The sequence below is a fragment of the Streptomyces sp. NPDC001663 genome, assembly GCF_042893105.1.
GTDB lineage: Bacteria > Actinomycetota > Actinomycetes > Streptomycetales > Streptomycetaceae > Streptomyces.
Map to the genome: position 1 here is coordinate 640,644 of NZ_JBIAUR010000004.1, position 17,518 is coordinate 658,161.

Annotated in this window: 16 protein-coding genes; 5 read left to right on the top strand and 11 right to left on the bottom strand. The window is 70.3% G+C overall.

Annotation, left to right across the window (positions count from 1 at the left end; all coding sequences use genetic code 11):
- Positions 1–71 precede the first annotated feature (71 nt).
- Positions 72–1,304, top strand: a complete 1,233-nt coding sequence (locus tag ACFY1L_RS16685) for a trypsin-like serine peptidase (RefSeq protein ID WP_388823917.1) — start codon at positions 72–74, stop codon at positions 1,302–1,304.
- A 178-nt stretch (positions 1,305–1,482) separates the two neighbouring features.
- On the top strand, positions 1,483–2,688 hold the full coding sequence (locus tag ACFY1L_RS16690) for a trypsin-like serine peptidase (RefSeq protein WP_388823919.1): 1,206 nt from the start codon (positions 1,483–1,485) through the stop codon (positions 2,686–2,688).
- A gap of 77 nt (positions 2,689–2,765) precedes the next feature.
- On the opposite strand, the gene hflX is transcribed toward ACFY1L_RS16690, so the two are convergent.
- The 6 genes from hflX to miaA form a co-directional block, all read right to left on the bottom strand.
- Positions 2,766–4,259 carry a GTPase HflX gene (gene hflX / locus ACFY1L_RS16695; protein ID WP_388823921.1) on the bottom strand — a complete coding sequence of 498 codons (1,494 nt, stop codon included), beginning with the start codon at positions 4,257–4,259 and terminating at the stop codon, positions 2,766–2,768.
- 137 nt (positions 4,260–4,396) lie between these two features.
- Positions 4,397–5,971 carry a M1 family metallopeptidase gene (locus tag ACFY1L_RS16700; RefSeq protein ID WP_388823923.1) on the bottom strand — a complete coding sequence of 525 codons (1,575 nt, stop codon included), beginning with the start codon at positions 5,969–5,971 and terminating at the stop codon, positions 4,397–4,399.
- Positions 5,972–6,104: 133 nt separating this feature from the next.
- The gene (locus ACFY1L_RS16705; protein WP_388823925.1) at positions 6,105–8,255 is read right to left on the bottom strand and encodes a RelA/SpoT family protein; all 2,151 of its coding nucleotides are present in this window, start codon (positions 8,253–8,255) and stop codon (positions 6,105–6,107) included.
- Positions 8,256–8,554: 299 nt separating this feature from the next.
- Positions 8,555–9,424, bottom strand: coding sequence for a diaminopimelate epimerase (gene dapF, locus ACFY1L_RS16710; protein ID WP_388823927.1), 870 nt, complete (start codon positions 9,422–9,424; stop codon positions 8,555–8,557).
- Between the two features lie 110 nt (positions 9,425–9,534).
- Positions 9,535–10,038, bottom strand: a complete 504-nt coding sequence (locus ACFY1L_RS16715) for a hypothetical protein (protein WP_361270458.1) — start codon at positions 10,036–10,038, stop codon at positions 9,535–9,537.
- A gap of 107 nt (positions 10,039–10,145) precedes the next feature.
- Positions 10,146–11,084: a tRNA (adenosine(37)-N6)-dimethylallyltransferase MiaA gene (gene miaA / locus ACFY1L_RS16720; RefSeq protein ID WP_388823929.1), complete on the bottom strand. Its 939-nt coding sequence runs from the start codon at positions 11,082–11,084 to the stop codon at positions 10,146–10,148.
- Between the two features lie 183 nt (positions 11,085–11,267).
- Between miaA and ACFY1L_RS16725 the strand changes: the two genes are divergently transcribed.
- Both ACFY1L_RS16725 and ACFY1L_RS16730 read left to right on the top strand, forming a co-directional pair.
- Positions 11,268–11,546: a hypothetical protein gene (locus ACFY1L_RS16725; protein WP_388823931.1), complete on the top strand. Its 279-nt coding sequence runs from the start codon at positions 11,268–11,270 to the stop codon at positions 11,544–11,546.
- Positions 11,547–11,601: 55 nt separating this feature from the next.
- Positions 11,602–11,874 (top strand): antitoxin, encoded by a 273-nt coding sequence (locus ACFY1L_RS16730; protein WP_388823933.1) that lies wholly within the window; start codon positions 11,602–11,604, stop codon positions 11,872–11,874.
- A 103-nt stretch (positions 11,875–11,977) separates the two neighbouring features.
- On the opposite strand, the gene ACFY1L_RS16735 is transcribed toward ACFY1L_RS16730, so the two are convergent.
- From ACFY1L_RS16735 to ACFY1L_RS16750, 4 genes are read right to left on the bottom strand one after another with little or no spacing between them, the layout of a single operon-like run.
- On the bottom strand, positions 11,978–12,691 hold the full coding sequence (locus ACFY1L_RS16735) for a class III extradiol dioxygenase subunit B-like domain-containing protein (protein WP_388823935.1): 714 nt from the start codon (positions 12,689–12,691) through the stop codon (positions 11,978–11,980).
- 10 nt (positions 12,692–12,701) lie between these two features.
- On the bottom strand, positions 12,702–12,992 hold the full coding sequence (locus ACFY1L_RS16740; RefSeq protein WP_388823937.1) for a hypothetical protein: 291 nt from the start codon (positions 12,990–12,992) through the stop codon (positions 12,702–12,704).
- Between the two features lie 45 nt (positions 12,993–13,037).
- Positions 13,038–14,552, bottom strand: coding sequence for a tRNA (N6-isopentenyl adenosine(37)-C2)-methylthiotransferase MiaB (miaB, locus tag ACFY1L_RS16745; RefSeq protein ID WP_388823939.1), 1,515 nt, complete (start codon positions 14,550–14,552; stop codon positions 13,038–13,040).
- Between the two features lie 58 nt (positions 14,553–14,610).
- Positions 14,611–15,015, bottom strand: a complete 405-nt coding sequence (locus ACFY1L_RS16750) for a MazG nucleotide pyrophosphohydrolase domain-containing protein (RefSeq protein ID WP_388823941.1) — start codon at positions 15,013–15,015, stop codon at positions 14,611–14,613.
- A 107-nt stretch (positions 15,016–15,122) separates the two neighbouring features.
- On the opposite strand from ACFY1L_RS16750, the gene ACFY1L_RS16755 reads away from it, so the two are divergent.
- Positions 15,123–16,124 (top strand): TAXI family TRAP transporter solute-binding subunit, encoded by a 1,002-nt coding sequence (locus ACFY1L_RS16755; protein WP_388823943.1) that lies wholly within the window; start codon positions 15,123–15,125, stop codon positions 16,122–16,124.
- Here the strand turns inward: ACFY1L_RS16755 and ACFY1L_RS16760 are convergent.
- Entirely contained in the window at positions 16,114–17,517 is a 1,404-nt protein-coding gene (locus ACFY1L_RS16760) for an ATP-binding protein (protein ID WP_388823945.1), read from the bottom strand. The two genes, ACFY1L_RS16755 and ACFY1L_RS16760, sit on opposite strands and share 11 nt — an antisense overlap.
- Position 17,518: the final 1 nt, after the last annotated feature.

The following is a 17,518-nucleotide window of genomic DNA, read 5'->3' on the forward strand; positions in this document are numbered from 1 at the left end:
GGCACCGCAGCACCGATTTCAAGGCAGCGCAGCGCCCAGTTCGTTGAGTTCACCTCAGGGGGAGTCAGACCATGCGATCCACAAGGCCGTCGTTCAGCGTCCGCCGGGAAAGGGGGGCGCGCCGCAGAACCTCCCCCGTACTTGCCGCCGTTGCCCTCGCCTCCGCACTGGCGCTCACCGCCACCGCCTGCAACTCGGGCGACACCAAGGCGGACGGCCAGGCCTCCGCCGCCGCGACCGACACCGGGAGCGGCGGCGACGGCAAGATCAAGATCCCGGACGACATCAGGGACAAGCTCAAAGAGCACGGGATCGACATCGACAAGTGGAAGAACGGGGCCTGGAAGAACTGGGACAAGGACGACTGGCTGCGCGAGGCCGACGACTTCATCAACCCGATCATCAAGGGCCTGTGGAACCCGGACCGGATGCGGGACGCCGACGACCCGGACAAGGGCGTCGACGAGAACGACCTCTCGGGTGACCAGGGCGTGACCGACCCGACGCCGGCGGCGGTGGACGCGAAGGCCGTGGCGCCTACGTATCACGCCAACGCGGCGACGGCCGGCAAGGTGTTCTTCGACTCCCCCGAGGGCACGATGGTCTGTTCGGCGACGGTCGTGGAGGACCCGGCCCATCCGGGCAAGTCCAACCTGGTCTGGACGGCGGGCCACTGCGTGCACGCGGGCAAGGACGGCGGCTGGTACCGCAACATCGCGTTCGTGCCGTCGTACAACGACTCGGGCAAGACCGCCGCCCAGTTGCAGAACGCCACCAGGGAGGAGGCCGCTCCGTACGGCGTCTGGTGGGGTGACTGGGCGCAGACCTCGCAGCAGTGGATCGAGCAGGGCGGCGAGACGGGCGGCAACGGTGCCTCGTACGACTACGCCGTCATCCATGTGACGCCGGAGAAGGGCGGCAACGGCAAGTCGCTGGAGGAGACGGTCGGTTCGGCGCTGCCTGTGAACTTCAACGCCCCGGCCGTGCCGAAGGTTCCCAGCATCACCGCGACCGGGTACCCGGCGGCCGCGCCGTTCGACGGCCAGAAGCTCTACCAGTGCACGGACAAGCCGGGACGGCTGTCGATCAACGCCTCGGACCCGACGATGTACCGCATCGGCTGCACCATGACCGGCGGTTCGTCGGGCGGCGGCTGGGTCGCGACGGGCTCGGACGGCAAGCCGGCGCTGGTGTCCAACACCTCGATCGGCCCGGTGAGTTCGGGCTGGCTGGCCGGACCGCGACTGGGTGACGTGGCCAAGGGTGTGTACGACTCGGTGAGCAAGAAGTTCGCCGGCCAGTGACCGGCACGTAGACACAGGCGGGGACGGGGCGCCTCACAGAAACCTTCACCGTCCCGTCCCCGTTCACCCTCAACTCCACGGGCATAGTGGGGTGTCGCTTCCGGGCGCGTTCCGCACGGAAGCCACTCAACGCTGACAAGAACACGACATGCAACGCTTCAACGGGGGTCAACGCACCATGCGTTCCATACGTACGCCCGCAGCATCCCGGCGCGGGCGGCGCACCGCACTCGTCGCCACCGGCCTGGTCGCGGCCCTGGCGCTCACCGCCACCGCCTGCAACTCGGACGACACCAAGGCGAGTGCCGAGCCCGACACCACCACCTCCCAGGCCGCCGACACAGGCGACGGCAAGGTCAAGATCCCGGCCGACATCGCGAGCAAGCTCAAGGACCACGGCATCGATGTCGACAAGTGGGCGAGCGGCGGCTGGAAGGACTGGGACAAGGACAAGTGGCTCAGTGAGGCCAAGGACTTCGTCAACCCGGTGATCAAGGGCCTCTGGAAGCCGGAGCGGATGAAGTCCGCGAAGGAGGCCAACAAGACGGTCTCGACGAAGGACGCGGCCGCCGACCAGGGCGTCAGCGACCCGGATCCGGCCCCCGTCGAGGCGACGGCGGAGAAGACGCCGTACCACGACCACGCGGCCCCGGTCGGCAAGGTCTTCTTCGACTCCCCCGAGGGCTCGATGGTCTGCTCGGGCACGGTCATCAAGGACGTGAACCACCCGGGCAAGTCGAACCTGGTGTGGACGGCCGGACACTGCGTGCACGCCGGCCAGAACGGCGGCTGGTACCGCAACATCGCCTTCGTCCCGGCCTACAACGACCTCGGCAAGTCGGAGTCCCAGCTGAGCAGCGCGAGCCGCTCGCAGATCGCCCCGTACGGCCAGTGGTGGGCCAACTGGGCCTCGACCTCCAGCCAGTGGATCCAGGGCGGCTCGGAGACGGGCGGCGCGGGTGCCGCGTACGACTACGCCATCCTGCACGTGAAGCCGGAGCAGGGCTCCAAGTCCCTCGAGGAGACGGTCGGTGCGGCGCTCGACGTCGACTTCTCCGCCCCGTCCGCGACCGAGGTCGCCAAGATGGGCGCCTGGGGGTACCCGGCGGCTGCGCCGTACAACGGTCTGAAGATGTTCAAGTGCATCGACCGGCCCGGTCGGCTCTCGCTGAGCACCTCGCTGCCGACGATGTACCGCATCGGCTGCACCATGACCGGCGGTTCGTCCGGCGGCGGCTGGTTCCGCGTGGTCAACGGCAAGACCGAGCTGGTGTCGAACACCTCGATCGGCCCGTCCGACAACACCTGGCTCGCGGGCCCGCAGCTCGGCAGGAACGCCGAGGCGCTCTACGAGAACATGAGCAAGACGTACGGCGGTCAGTGATCCGTACCGATGCCGAAGGCCCGCTCCCTGCGACAGGGGGCGGGCCTTCGGCTTGTTCTACGACCGCTCGGTCCGGCTCAGGCGGCCGGCGCCGGAACGTACGGCGCGAGGTCCGCCGCCAGTTCCTCGTGCACCCGCACCTTGAGCAGGGTGCCCTCCGGGGTGTGCTCCTCGGAGATCACCTCGCCCTCGTCGTGAGCGCGGGCGACGAGCTTGCCGTGCGTGTACGGCACGAGCGCCTCGATCTCGACGGACGGCCTGGGCAGCTCGTTGTCGATGAGCGCGAGCAGTTCCGTGATGCCCTGGCCCGTGCGTGCCGAGACGGCGATGGAGCGCTTCTCGATCCGCATGAGCCGCTGCAGCGTCAGCGGGTCGGCCGCGTCCGCCTTGTTGATCACGACGATCTCGGGCACACCGGTGGCGCCGACGTCCCGGACCACCTCGCGCACGGCTGCCAGCTGCTCCTCCGGGTTCGGGTGCGAGCCGTCCACCACGTGCAGGATCAGGTCGGACTCGCCGACCTCCTCCATGGTGGAGCGGAACGCCTCGACCAGGTGGTGCGGCAGGTGCCGTACAAAACCGACCGTGTCGGCCAGCGTGTACAGGCGGCCGCTCGGGGTCTCCGCCCGGCGGACGGTCGGGTCCAGGGTCGCGAACAGGGCGTTCTCGACCAGGACACCGGCGCCGGTCAGGCGGTTGAGCAGGGAGGACTTGCCCGCGTTGGTGTAGCCCGCGATGGCGACGGACGGCACCTTGTTGCGCTTGCGCTCCTGGCGCTTGATCTCGCGGCCGGTCTTCATCTCCGCGATCTCCCGGCGCATCTTCGCCATCTTCTCGCGGATCCGACGCCGGTCCGTCTCGATCTTGGTCTCACCGGGACCACGGGTGGCGAGGCCGCCGCCCTTGCCGCCGCCCATCTGCCGGGACAGCGACTGACCCCAGCCACGCAGGCGCGGCAGCATGTACTGCATCTGCGCGAGTGCGACCTGCGCCTTGCCCTCCCGGGACTTGGCGTGCTGGGCGAAGATGTCGAGGATCAGGGCCGTACGGTCGATGACCTTGACCTTGACGACGTCTTCGAGGTGGATGAGCTGGCCCGGGCTGAGCTCACCGTCGCAGATCACGGTGTCGGCGCCGGTCTCCAGGACGATGTCCCGCAGTTCGTTCGCCTTGCCGGAGCCGATGTAGGTGGCCGCGTCGGGCTTGTCGCGGCGCTGGATCACGCCGTCGAGCACGACCGCGCCCGCGGTCTCCGCGAGGGCGGCGAGCTCCGCAAGGGAGTTCTCCGAGTCCTGCACGGTCCCCGAGGTCCAGACGCCGACGAGCACGACCCGCTCCAGGCGGAGCTGGCGGTACTCGACCTCGGTGACGTCCTCGAGCTCGGTGGAGAGGCCCGCCACACGGCGCAGGGCCGCGCGCTCGGAGCGGTCGAACTGGTCGCCGTCCCGCTCTCCGTCGATCTCGTGGCTCCAGGCGACGTCCTCTTCCATCAGGGCATCGGCCCGAAGACCTTCGGGGTAGGTGTGCGCGAAGCGCTGCGTGTCCTGGGAAGGGGATGAAGAGGAGGTCATTGGGTCCTTACGTCGTTGGGGATGCCGATTCGGCGCTCGTCACTCCGTTCAACGCACGAGCACCCCGGGAGATTCCCGTGTCCCGTGCCGCGCCGACCTCACGATGGTCGCACGGTACGGCCCGTCTCGTCACCGTCTTATTTACCGGCCTTCGCGGTCTTCGCAGCCTTGCCGGTCCTGGCGGCCTTGGTGTTCTTCGAAGGCTTGGCGTTCTTCCCGTGCTTCGCGTCCGGTGCCGTCGGCTTCCAGTCCGGGTGGCCGGGCATGGGCGGGGTCTTCTCGCCGTAGAGCCAGGCCTTGAAGAAGCCGCTCAGGTCGCGTCCGGAGATCTCGGAGGCGAGTCGTTCGAAGTCGGCGGTCGTGGCCGTGCCGTCGCGGTGGACGGTCACCCAGGCCCTCTCCAGGCGCTCGAAGGCGGGGCCGCCGATCTCCTGGCGCAGGGCGTAGAGCCCGAGCGCGGCACCGTCGTAGACGTTCGGCCGGAAGATGCTGATCTTCTGGCCGGGCGCGGGCGCCTTGGGCCTGGCCGGCGGTCCCCCGGCCGCACGCCAGCCGTCGGAGGCGCCGTACGCGGCCTTCATGCGCTTCTCCATGGGCTTGTTCGCCTTCTCCTCCGCGTACAGGGCCTCGTACCACGTGGCGTGCCCTTCGTTGAGCCACAGGTCGGACCAGGTGCGCGGGCTGACGCTGTCACCGAACCACTGGTGGGACAGCTCGTGGACCATGATCGACTCGACGTACCACTTGGGGTAGGCGGGTTCGGTGAACAGCCCTTTCTCGAAGAGGGAGAGCGTCTGCGTCTCGAGTTCGAAGCCGGTGGACGCCTCGGCCATGAGCACGCCGTACGTCTCGAAGGGGTACGGGCCGACCTTGCTCTCCATCCACGCGATCTGGTCGGGGGTCTTGGCGAGCCACGGTTCGAGCTCTTTGCGGTCCTTGGTGGGCACGACGTCGCGTACGTCCAGGCCGTGCGGCCCGTCGCGGTGCATCACGCTGGAGCGGCCGATGGACACCTGGGCGAGCTCGGTGGCCATGGGGTGCCGGGTGCGGTACGTCCAGGTGGTCGTTTTGCCGGCCCGTTCCTTGTCGGTCGGCACACCGTTGGCGACCACGGTGTAGCCGTTGGGGGCGGTGATCCGGATGGTGAACATCGCCTTGTCGGAGGGGTGGTCGTTGCACGGGAACACCAGGTGCGCGGCGTCGGCCTGGTTGGCCATGGCGAGGCCGTCGTCGGTGCGCACCCAGCCGCCGTCCTCTCCCTCGGCGGACTCGGGGTCGCTGGTGTGCCTCACGGTGATCCGCGTCCAACTGCCCGCCGTCAGCGGCTTGTCGGGCGTGACGACGAGATCCTCACCCGCGTCGGCGAACTTGGCCGGCTCTCCGTCGACGTCGACCGACTCGACCTTGCCGTGCGCGAAGTCGAGGTTGAGGTGGTCCAGGGCCGAGGTCGTCAAGGCGCGCATGGTGGTGACGGCCTGGAGCGGCTTGCTGTTGGTGCCGGGATAGGTGAACGAGAGGTCGTACGACTGCACGTCGTATCCGGGGTTGCCGAGATTCGGGAAGAGGCGGTCACCGACGCCCGCCGGGGCGACCGGGGCGCTTGCGGCGAGCAGGCAGACGGAGACGGCCGAGGCGAGGAGCGCGGTCGCTTTGAGACGGCGGGGGCGGTGAGAGCCGGTGCGTGTGGCCCGGGAGCGGGAGGTCTGCAGCATGGATCACGGCTATCAGCGCGCGCACGCAGCACAGCGACGACTCGCTTTCGGCCCACCCGAACGGGTCGTTGGGGTGGGGCCGGCGGGCTCCGTACGACTTCGGGCGCGCCCCGCGGCCCCCACTGCACCCCGTTCACGCCCCTGGCGTCTGCGCCCTGCTCACGTCGTACACACCCGGCACGTTCCGCATCGCCCGCATCAGGGCGGGCAGGTGGGCCGCGTCCGGGAGTTGGAGGGTGTAGGTGTGGCGGACGCGCTGCTGGGTCGGGGGTTCGACCGTCGCGGACACGATCTCGGCGCCTTCGAGGGCCATGGCCTCCGTCAGGTCCGCCAGCAGGTGAGGGCGGACGAACGATTCGGCGAGCAGCGTGACCCGGCACTCGGTGGTGTCGCCCCAGCGCACATCGACCTCCGCGCGCCCCCCGCTCTTCATGCGCTCCACGGCAGCGCACTCGACGCGGTGGACGGTGACCACACCGCCGCGGACGGCGAATCCGGTCACCTCGTCGGGCGGTACGGGGGTACAGCAGCCCGCGAGCCGTACGGTCGCCCCCGGCTGGTCGACGATGACGTCATTTGCCGGGCGGCTGGTCAACATTTCGGCGCCGGGCCGGAGCGGCGCCGAAATCTGGCCCTCGGTCGTCGGCGAACCCTCCTGGACCTCTGCCCCCTCCCGCTCTCCGGCCTGCGCCTCGTCCTGCGTCGGGTGGGCCGCGAGCCAGCGCTGGATGGCGATGCGGGCGGCGGGCGTGTGCGCGTGCTCCAGCCACTCCCTGGACGGCTCGGAGGCGGGGTCCTGGCCCATGAGGAGCTGGACGGTGTCGCCGTCCCTCAGGACCGTACTCAGCGTCGCCAGGCGACCGTTGACGCGGGCGCCGATGCACGCGTGCGCGTCCTCGCCGTACTGGGCGTACGCGGCGTCGACGCATGTGGCGCCCTCGGGCAGACCGAGCGTGCCGCCGTCGGGGCGGAAGACGGTGATCTCGCGGTCCTGGGCGAGATCCTCGCGGAGCGTGGACCAGAAGGTGTCCGGGTCGGGCGCGGCCTCCTGCCAGTCGAGGAGGCGGGAGAGCCAGCCGGGTCGGGTGGGGTCGACGCGCTCGCCGTCGGCCGCCGACTGCTCCTCCGAAGGAGGAGCGTAGGGATTGCCGAGCGCGATGACCCCGGCCTCGGCGACCTTGTGCATCTGGTGCGTACGGATGAGGACTTCGCCGACCTGGCCGTCCGCACGTGCGACCGCGGTGTGCAGCGACTGGTACAGGTTGAACTTGGGGACGGCGATGAAGTCCTTGAACTCCGAGACGACGGGCGTCATACAGGTGTGCAGTTCGCCGAGGACGCCGTAACAGTCCGCGTCCTCGTTCACCAGCACCAGCAGACGGCCGAAGTCTGAGCCGCGCAGCTGGCCGCGCTTGCGGGCGACGCGGTGGACGGAGACGAAGTGCCGTGGCCGGATGACGACTTCGGCCGGGATGTCGGCGTCGCGCAGGACCGTCCGCACCTCGTCGGCGATGTCGGCGAGGGGGTCGTCCGGGCGCGAGGCGTTGTCGACGATCAACTCCCGCGTGTGTTCGTACTCTTCGGGGTGGAGGATCGCGAAGACGAGGTCCTCCAGTTCGGTCTTGAGTGCCTGGACACCGAGCCGTTCGGCCAGCGGGATGAGGACGTCGCGGGTGACCTTGGCGATGCGTGCCTGTTTCTCGGGGCGCATGACGCCGAGGGTGCGCATGTTGTGGAGCCGGTCGGCGAGTTTGATCGACATCACGCGCACGTCCCGGCCGCTGGCGACGAGCATCTTGCGGAAGGTCTCGGGCTCGGCGGCGGCGCCGTAGTCGACCTTCTCCAGCTTCGTCACGCCGTCGACGAGATAGCTGACCTCCGCCCCGAACTCCTCGCCGACCTGATCGAGCGTCACGTCCGTGTCCTCGACCGTGTCGTGGAGCAGAGAGGCCGTCAATGTCGTGGTCTCGGCGCCGAGTTCGGCGAGGATCAAGGTCACGGCGAGCGGATGTGTGATGTACGGCTCACCGCTCTTGCGCATCTGACCGCGGTGCGAGGACTCGGCCAGCACGTAGGCACGGCGGAGGGTTTCGAGGTCGGCACTGGGGTAATGGGCCCGGTGCGCGTCGACGACATGGCTGATGGCACTGGGCAGCCGGTCACGGGTGGCGGGGCCGAGCAGGGCGGCACGGCCCAGGCGGCGCAGGTCGATCCGCGCCCGCCAGCGCGCGGCCGGGCCTGTTACCGGACCTGGGGTCGCGGGGTTAGTGGCCTCCGCACTCATGGGCACCTCCGGCTGCGTGGACCGGCGGACGGGGTGCCCCAGGGCGGACACGGCACAGGGGGATGGCAACGGTCCCCCGTCCGGGCCGGTGCTTGATGCTACCGAGCCCATCACGTGCGGCTGACCGCCTCTCGGCGAGCGTGAAACGGATCACCCATTCGAGCGAAGGTTTGTAGGTTTACGGTTTCACGCCACCCGACACGCCGTCACCCGTGGTTTCGAACCCGGCGTGGGCGTCCCGGAGTTCCCCTTGCGCACCATCCGTCACACGCGCCTCGGATCCCAAGCCGCCTCGGTGTTCAACGAACGAATGTTTCCAGCCACTCGTTTTCGATCTCGCCTTCGGCGACGATCACCGCGGGACCCGTCATCTCGATCTCGCCGTCGGGCCGTTCGGTGATCACCAGGGTTCCGCCGGGCACATCGACGGTGTACGTCGCCGGGGTTCCGGTCACGGCGGGGTCGGCACCGTCACGGCGGGCGGCGGCCACGGCGACGGCGCATGCGCCCGTGCCGCACGAGCGGGTCTCGCCGGAGCCGCGCTCGTGCACGCGCAGGGCGACGTGGCGGGGGCCACGGTCGACGACGAACTCCACGTTGACCCCGTCCGGGTAGGCGGAGGCCGGGCTGAAGGGCGGCGGGGAGTACAGGCTGCCGGCGTGCGCGAGGTCCTCCACGAAGGCCACCGCGTGCGGGTTGCCCATGTTCACGTTCCGCGCGGCCCAGCTGCGCTCGCCGACGCTCACCGTGACGTCCCCTTCGGGGAGCCGCGCCTTGCCCATGCCGACGGTGACATCGCCGCTCTTGGCGAGGTGAACGGTCTTCACGCCCCCGCGCGTGGCCACGGCGAGGTCGCCCTCGGTGATGTGCCCGGCGTGCTGGAGGTAGCGCGCGAAGACGCGTACGCCGTTGCCGCACATCTCCGCGATCGAGCCGTCGCCGTTGCGGTAGTCCATGAACCACTCCGCCTCGGCCGCCATGCCCTTCGCCTCGGGATGCGCGGCGGAGCGCACCACGTGCAGCAGACCGTCACCACCGATGCCCGCGCGACGGTCGCACAGGGCGGCGACGGCGGCCGGGGGCAGGTCGATGGCGTTCTCGGGGTCCGGGACGATCACGAAGTCGTTTTCCGTGCCGTGGCCCTTGAGGAAGGCGATCCGCGTGCTCATGCCTCGATCGTAAGGGGTGGGTACGACACCGAGCCGGGCGGAGGACGTGCGGCTGCGCACACGCGCGTGCACGTCGAGGAGTCCGCATCGGCTCCACGCGCGTGTGGACGTCAGCGCAACCGGGCCACGCGCCAGACGGCAAGTACGACCACCGCGGCCACCAGCACGACGTAGGCCACGACGACCCGCCAGTCCGCTCTGCGTCCGGAGCCCCGCTGCGGCAGGCCCGGCCAGGTGTAGCCGACCCTGCGGGCGGCCATCATGCCCCAGCCGGCCGCGCAGGAGCAGATCAGCAGCCCCAGCATGGCGATCACGGCCCCGCTGTCGCCGAAGTCGAAGGCGAGCGGGAAGGCGAACATCAGGGAGCCGACCGCGGCCAGGGCGACGATGGGGGCGAGCTGCCAGATGCGCAGCCGGCGCTGCGGGCGCAGCTCCACCTCGACCTCGGGCCCGCCCGCGAACATCTCCTCGGGCTCGGGACCGTCGGCGGTCACGCCGCCCTGCGTGTCGTCGGGCCCGTCGGGGCTCAGACGATCCCCGTCCTGCTCCGGTTCACCACTGTCCACGGTGACGGGCTCGGTGCCTTGTGCGGTGTCGCGAGGGCCGGCCTCCATCGCCACGCGCCCTCCCAACTAGGACTCCACTGGTCGATCGAAGCTCGATGATGGCACGGCGCCGGAGGCCCGGATGGCGGCCGGAGCGTCCCGATGCCATGACGTGATCAGGCTGTAACCGGTCGTTCGACCAACGCCAGTGCGAGGTGCGGAAGTTCTGTGAGATCCGCCGCAGCCCCACTGAGCCAGTGCACCCGCGGGTCCCGCCGGAACCAGGAATCCTGGCGGCGCGCGAAGCGCTTGGTGGCGCGTACGGTCTCGGCCCGCGCCTCGTCGAGCGTGCACTCCCCCGCGAGCGCCGCGAGCACCTGCTGGTACCCCAGCGCGCGGGATGCCGTACGCCCCTCACGCAGGCCCTGCGCCTCCAGTGCGCTCACCTCGTCCACGAGCCCCGCGTCCCACATCCGGTCCACGCGGCGTGCGATGCGCTCGTCGAGCTCGGGGCGCGCCACGTCGACGCCGATCTGGACGGTGTCGTAGACCGAGTCGTGGCCGGGGAGGTTGGCGGTGAAGGGCTTGCCGGTGATCTCGATCACTTCGAGGGCCCGGACGATACGGCGGCCGTTGCTGGGCAGGATCGCGAGCGCGGCCTCGGGGTCGGCGGCGGCCAGGCGCGCGTGCAGCGCACCGGAGCCGCGCAGGGTGAGCTCCTCCTCCAGCCGGGCCCTGACCTCGGGGTCGGTGCCGGGGAACTCCAGGTTGTCGACGGCTCCGCGGACGTACAGCCCCGAACCGCCGACCAGGATCGGCCAGCGGCCTTCGGCGAGGAGCGCGTCGATCCTGTCGCGCGCCAGCTTCTGGTACTCGGCGACGGATGCGGTGACGGTCACGTCCCAGATGTCCAGGAGGTGGTGCGGGACGCCGCCGCGCTCCTCGGGCGTCAGCTTGGCGGTGCCGATGTCCATCCCCCGGTAGAGCTGCATGGAGTCGGCGTTGACGACCTCGCCTCCGAGCTGCCGGGCGAGAAAGACGCCCAGATCGGACTTTCCTGCCGCGGTCGGTCCGACGACGGCGATGACTCGGGGGGCGGGGGGTGCGCTGCTCACCGCACCAGTCTCGCAAACCCCGGAGGCTCTCCTCGAACGAGTTACGTGACGAAGCGGGGGCGGGGTCGTTGCCCGTTGCGAGGTTCTCGCCGCCGGTTTTCGGGAGGCGGCGACCCGGTGCACGCAAACGGACGCACCGGACGACGCGGGAGTTCGCCCGCACGAGTAACGTATGGAGTGGATATGGGCGTTTTCGCACGACTTCTCCGGAGGTCGAAGGCTACGGAGGAGGCGTCAACCGCCGAGCCGCAGGCCGGTACACAGACGGCCGAATCCGAGGCGGATGAGGCGGCAGAGGCGAAGGGGTCGGCCGGGACCGAGGCCGATGACCGGGCCGAGACCGATTCGGCGGCCACGACGGAGGCCGTCGAGGGCGCCTCCGGCGAGGACGTCGAGATCCCCAAGCAGCAGTCCGCCGAGGAAGCGGCCGACACCGAGGCCGGCGAGGGCGCCCGCACGTGACCGCCCCGCGCGAGCGGGCCGAAAGGGCGCGCCCGCGCGCAACGGAAGGTGGACCATGGGTCTCCTGGACAATCTGAAGCACAAGCTCTCCCCGGCCAAGGACAAGGTCTCGGGCCTCGCGCAGCAGCACGGGGGCAAGATCACGCATGGTCTCGACAAGGCCGCGAAGGTCGTGGACGAGAAGACCAAGGGCAAGTACAGCAACAGGATCCAGACGGGGACCGGCAAGGCCAGGGACGCCATGGACCGACTCGCGCACAAGGGCGACACGGACGCGGGCGGCGGAAGGACGGTGCCGCGGGACACTCCGACGCCGCCGGCTTCCTGAACGCGACGGCACATCGACGGACGGCCGCGGGGCCAGAGGGCTCCCGGCCGTCCGTCGTTTCGCAGGCCCCGCCGGGTCTACGACGCCGGGTCCCCGGTCGGCGCTACGACCATGTCGCGATCACGTACCCCACGCCGTACGGCGCGTCCTCGTACAGCAGCGCGCCGGCTAGGTCCGCGCCCTCGGCCGCGCCCGCGAGGACCTGCCAGGGGGCTCGGCCCGATGCCTTCAGCTCGTACGCCAGCTCGGTGTCCAGCGCCTTGAGGGCCGCCACGTCCGCCGACCCCAGCGCACGCGCGACCTCCGCGTCGAAGGGTGCCGCGCGCTCGTCGAGGTAACCGGGAGCCTTGAGCGTGCGGCAGGCGCTGGCGTCGCCCATCACCAGCAGCGCCACCCGCTCGGCCCGGGCGGCGATTTCCCTTCCGACTTGGATACACCGCTCGGCCTCCAGCGGTTCCCCCACACCGAGTCCCTCGATCGGGGCGTCGGACCATCCGGTGCGCGCCAACAGCCACGCGGCCACGGCGAGGGACGGCGGAAGCTCACGCCCGGACGTCTCGCCCGTCGCTCCGCCCAGCCGTACGTCGACATCCACGCCGAAACCGCGGAAGGAACCCGGCGTGCCCTCCGGGTGCGTGCCGCGGCCGCTCTGCTCGGCGGGTCCGAGGACCACGAGCCGGTCGGGCCGGGCCGCGGCGAGCACACCCAGCGCGTCCGTGCAGGCGGCACGCGCGGTGTCCAGCTCGGGCGCGGCACCCGCGGCGACCTCGGGCACGAGGAGCGGCGGGCAGGGGCAGACGGCGGCGGCGACAAGCATGATCGGCAGCCTACTGCCGCGGTTCGGGCACGGGATCGGTGCTCCACGCGAGTTCGGCCAGCCGGTACAGCACACGAAGCGTGGACATCACGCCTTCGATGTTCGCGTAGTACGCGTCCCCGTCCCCGATCCGGTAGACCTGGCGGCGCTGCTGGCGCAGACCCATGCGCGGACGGTGGGTGCAGGCGATCTCGTACAGGCGGGCGCGGGCCTGCTCCGGAGTGCCGTCGAAGTGCGCCGCCTCGTCGACCTTGTACTGGTCTCCGTAACCGAACTGCACGACAACCACCCAACGCGCCATGTCCCGCCCCCGCCGTCCGATCGACGTGAGGAGTATGACGTGATCTCAGTGCGCGGCGCAGCCGCCCGTCGCGACCGGCAGCGGCTCCGGGACGCCGATCTTCGGCAGACCGAGCAGCACGCCCGCCGGCTTCGCCGCCTCGGCCGCGTTGCGCTTCTCCCAGGCGTCGCCCGCGCGCGTGCGGCGCACGTCGAGGACGGCACCCTCGGCGAGAAGGTGGTGCGGGGCGGCGTACGTGATCTCGACCGTGACGACGTCGCCGGGGCGCACCTCCTGCTCCGGCTTGGTGAAGTGGACCAGGCGGTTGTCGGGAGCGCGGCCCGAGAGGCGGTGGGTGGCACCGTCCTTGCGGCCCTCGCCCTCGGCGACCATGAGCTCCAGGGTGCGGCCGACCTGCTTCTTGTTCTCCTCCCAGGAGATCTCCTCCTGGAGGGCGACGAGACGCTCGTAGCGCGCCTGGACGACCTCCTTGGGGATCTGGTCCTCCATGGTGGCGGCCGGGGTGCCGGGCCGCTTGGAGTACTGGAAGGTGAACGCCTGGGCGAACCGGGCCTCGCGGACGACGTGCAGCGTCTGCTCGAAGTCCTCTTCGGTCTCGCCGGGGAAGCCCACGATGATGTCGGTGGTGATCGCCGCGTGCGGGATGGCGGCCCGCACCTTCTCGATGATCCCCAGATAGCGCTCCTGCCGGTAGGAGCGGCGCATCGCCTTCAGGACCGTGTCCGAGCCGGACTGCAGGGGCATGTGCAGCTGCGGCATCACGTTGGGGGTCTCGGCCATCGCCGCGATCACGTCGTCCGTGAAGTCGCGCGGGTGCGGGGAGGTGAAGCGGACGCGCTCCAGGCCCTCGATCGTGCCGCAGGCCCGCAGCAGCTTGCTGAAGGCCTCGCGGTCGCCGATGTCGGAGCCGTACGCGTTGACGTTCTGCCCGAGCAGCGTGATCTCGGAGACGCCCTCGCCGACCAGGGCCTCGATCTCGGCCAGGATGTCGCCGGTGCGGCGGTCCTTCTCCTTGCCGCGCAGGGCCGGGACGATGCAGAAGGTGCAGGTGTTGTTGCAGCCGACCGAGATCGACACCCACGCCGCGTACGCGCTCTCGCGCCGCGTCGGCAGGGTGGAGGGGAATGCCTCCAGGGACTCGGCGATCTCGACCTGGGCCTCTTCCTGCACGCGCGCGCGTTCCAACAGGACCGGCAGCTTGCCGATGTTGTGCGTGCCGAAGACGACGTCCACCCAGGGCGCCTTCTTCACGATGGTGTCCTGGTCCTTCTGCGCGAGACACCCACCGACCGCGATCTGCATGCCGGGGCGCTTCGTCTTCATCGGGGCGAGGCGGCCCAGGTTGCCGTACAGCCGGTTGTCGGCGTTCTCCCGGACGGCGCAGGTGTTGAAGACGACGACGTCCGCGTCCCCGTCCGACCCCTCGGGCGCGCGCACGTACCCGGCCTCTTCGAGCAGCCCGGACAATCGCTCGGAATCGTGGACGTTCATCTGGCACCCGTAGGTGCGAACTTCGTAGGTCTTCACGCCCACTGCCTGGCTCCGGTCGATGCTGCTCATGTGACAAGAGTAGGCGGTGCCGAAAGTGCCCCCGGTCGCCCTGTGGACAACCTGGGACTCACGCGCTGTCCGGCACCCATCCCTGGCGACGCAGCACCGCCGACACGTCCGGCGCCTCGTAGTGCTCGCCCTTGAGGACCTTGCCGTCGGCTCGGCGGGCGACCCGGCCGTCCGGGCCCAGCTTGGTCATGTTGGAGCGGTGGATCTCGGCGATCACGGCGTCCAGGTCTATGCCGTGGACGAGGGCCGTGCCGTATGCCACGTAGACGACGTCGGCCAGTTCGTGCGCGAGCCTGTCGAGGGGGCCGGTCACGGAGACCTCGGCGACCTCCGCGGCCTCCTCGGCGAGCAGCTCGCCCCGGTGGGCGGCCATGCGGGGAGAGACCTCGGTGGGCGTACTGCGGGCGTCGAGCCCCATGGCGAGGTGGAATTCGCGGACCAGGTCGGCGGGCGAAGAGCTCATGCGGCGACTCTAGCGATCACCACTGACAGTGCCGTCCGGTCCGGTCGTGATCCTCTTGTGATCCCTGCCCTGGTCAGCACCGCGCACCGGCTGGCAGGATCCCTGACATGTCCAAGGTGTTCCCCCGGATCAGCAGGCGCCGGGCTCTGCAGGGCGCGGCCGCCGGCTTCGTCGCCCTCGGGCTGTTGCTGTGGTGGCTGCTGCCCCTGGGCGAGAACCCGCCGAGCGGGACGATCACCTTCAGCACGGGCACGCCGGCCGGGGTGTACCAGCAGTACGGCAAGCTCCTGCGCAGCGCGCTCGACAAGGACATGCCGGACCTCAAGGTGAAGCTGCGAACCAGCGACGGCTCCCAGGAGAACGTCAGGCGCGTGGCGACCGGCGGGGCCGACTTCACGATCGCCGCGGCCGATGCGGTGGAGACGTACGAACTCGGGCCCAACAACCCCGGCGCCGGCCAACTGCGCGGGATCGCCCGGCTGTACGACGACTACGTGCAGCTCGTCGTCCCGCGCGACTCGGACATCGAGTCCGTCGCGGACCTCAAGGGCAAGCGGGTCGCCATAGGACGGCCGAGTTCGGGTGTGCGGCTGATCGCCGAACGGGTGCTCAAAGCGGCGGGCATCGACCCGAAGAAGGAGATCACGCCGTTCGCCGACGGCATCGACACCGGGCCGGACCAGCTGAAACGAGGGAAGATCGACGCCTTCTTCTGGTCGGGCGGACTGCCCACTCAGGGTCTGCAGAAACTCGCCGACAGCTTCACCTTCCGGTTCGTGCCGATCTCCGCTGGGCTCGTCGCCAAGCTGCACGACCAGGGCGGCGCCACCCGCTACTACCGCGCCACCAACATGCCGGAGTCGGCATACCCCAGCATTCAGAACGGCGTCGCCGTACCCACGCTGGCGGTGTCCAACCTGCTGATGACGCGTACGGACATGGACCCCCGGCTCACCGAGTGGATCACTCGCACCGTGATCAGGAGCCGTGACGGCATCGGCACGCAGGTCCACTCCGCACAGCTCGTCGACCTGCGCACGGCGATCTACACCGACCCGCTGGCGCTGCACGAGGGCGCCGGGCGCTACTACCGGTCCGTCAAGCCGTAGGGCAGTTCCGCGGCACCGACACCGTGACCGTCAGCCCGTGCGGCTCGTGGTGGCCGTACGAGATCGATCCGCCGCCCGCCGCGAGCAGGGTGCGGGAGATGGACAGACCGAGGCCGGAGCCCTTGATGTTCTGATGGCGGCCGCTGCGCCAGAAGCGGTCGCCGACGCGGGCGAGCTCCTCGTCGGTCAGACCGGGGCCGTTGTCGCTGACCACGACCGTCGAGATGTCGCCGTCGGCCGCGACCGTCACCTCCACGCACTCGTCCTTCGGCGTGAACTTGACCGCGTTGTCGATCACCGCGTCCAGGGCGCTGGAGAGGGTGACCGGGTCGGCCCAGGCGGTGGTCGGCGGGCAGTCGCCCACCAGCCGTACACCCTTGGCCTCCGCGGTCGGTGTCCAGGCGGCGACGCGCTCGGCGGTCAGCGCGCCGATGTCGGTGATCCGCAGGTCGGCCTCGGTGTGCTCGGCCAGGGCCAGGTCGAGCAGGTCGTCGAGGACCTCCGCGAGGCGCTTGCCCTCGGTGCGGACCGATGCGATCTCCTCATTGTCCTCCGGCAGTTCGAGCGCGAGCAGTTCAATGCGCAGCAGCAGCGCCGAGAGCGGGTTGCGCAGCTGGTGCGAGGCGTCGGCGACGAAGGCGCGCTGCTGCTCCAGGACGTCCTCGACGTTGTCCGCCATCTCGTTGAACGAGTGGGCCAGGCGCCTGAGTTCCGGGGGACCGCCGGCCGCCGCGACCCGGGACTTCAGCCGGCCGCTCGCGATCGCGTGGGTCGTGGCGTCCAGGACGCGTACGGGCTTGAGCACCCAGCCGGTCAGCCGGAGCGCCGCACCGACGGCCAGCAGCATCGCGGCGATCTCGCCCACGCCGATGACCAGCCAGCCGTGCAGGATCCGTGAACGCAGCGCCCCGGTGGGCGAGTCGGTGACGACGACCGCGACGACGTCGCCGTCCCGGATGACCGGTGAGGCCACGACGAGACGGCTGCGCTGCCAGGGCCACACCTGCTTCGGGTCGTGGCTGCGGCGGCTGAGCTTCGCCTCGGAGAACGCCTCGCGCACCACGCCCGAGTCGGGCAGGAAGAACGTCGACGGCGCCTGCGCCATGGGGATGTCGGTGCGGCAGAACACGCCCGCGCGGATGTCGTAGACGCCGTAGTAGCTGTTGAGTTCACTGCTGAGGGTCTCGAGGCGCTCGTCCGTGGACGTACGGGTGGAGCTGCACGCATCGGTGACGAACTGGGCGAGGGCGGCGAACCGCGCGGTGTCGTCGATCCGGTCGACGACCACCTTCTGCTGCTGGGCCGCGGCGACGCTCACGGCGAGCGGGATGCCGAGCGCGAGCAGCACGGCTGCCATCAGGACGATGAGCAGCGGAAGAAGTCGTGTACGCACC

Coding starts and splice junctions, on each gene's coding strand:
- ACFY1L_RS16740 (WP_388823937.1), bottom strand. CDS start 12,992: ATGGCGCGTTGGGTGGTTGTCGTGCAGTTCGGTTACGGAGACCAGTAC.
- hflX (WP_388823921.1), bottom strand. CDS start 4,259: ATGACCTCCTCTTCATCCCCTTCCCAGGACACGCAGCGCTTCGCGCAC.
- dapF (WP_388823927.1), bottom strand. CDS start 9,424: ATGAGCACGCGGATCGCCTTCCTCAAGGGCCACGGCACGGAAAACGAC.
- ACFY1L_RS16700 (WP_388823923.1), bottom strand. CDS start 5,971: ATGCTGCAGACCTCCCGCTCCCGGGCCACACGCACCGGCTCTCACCGC.
- ACFY1L_RS16715 (WP_361270458.1), bottom strand. CDS start 10,038: ATGGAGGCCGGCCCTCGCGACACCGCACAAGGCACCGAGCCCGTCACC.
- ACFY1L_RS16750 (WP_388823941.1), bottom strand. CDS start 15,015: ATGAGCTCTTCGCCCGCCGACCTGGTCCGCGAATTCCACCTCGCCATG.
- ACFY1L_RS16685 (WP_388823917.1), top strand. CDS start 72: ATGCGATCCACAAGGCCGTCGTTCAGCGTCCGCCGGGAAAGGGGGGCG.
- ACFY1L_RS16755 (WP_388823943.1), top strand. CDS start 15,123: ATGTCCAAGGTGTTCCCCCGGATCAGCAGGCGCCGGGCTCTGCAGGGC.
- miaB (WP_388823939.1), bottom strand. CDS start 14,552: ATGAGCAGCATCGACCGGAGCCAGGCAGTGGGCGTGAAGACCTACGAA.
- ACFY1L_RS16705 (WP_388823925.1), bottom strand. CDS start 8,255: ATGAGTGCGGAGGCCACTAACCCCGCGACCCCAGGTCCGGTAACAGGC.
- ACFY1L_RS16725 (WP_388823931.1), top strand. CDS start 11,268: ATGGGCGTTTTCGCACGACTTCTCCGGAGGTCGAAGGCTACGGAGGAG.
- ACFY1L_RS16735 (WP_388823935.1), bottom strand. CDS start 12,691: ATGCTTGTCGCCGCCGCCGTCTGCCCCTGCCCGCCGCTCCTCGTGCCC.
- ACFY1L_RS16690 (WP_388823919.1), top strand. CDS start 1,483: ATGCGTTCCATACGTACGCCCGCAGCATCCCGGCGCGGGCGGCGCACC.
- ACFY1L_RS16730 (WP_388823933.1), top strand. CDS start 11,602: ATGGGTCTCCTGGACAATCTGAAGCACAAGCTCTCCCCGGCCAAGGAC.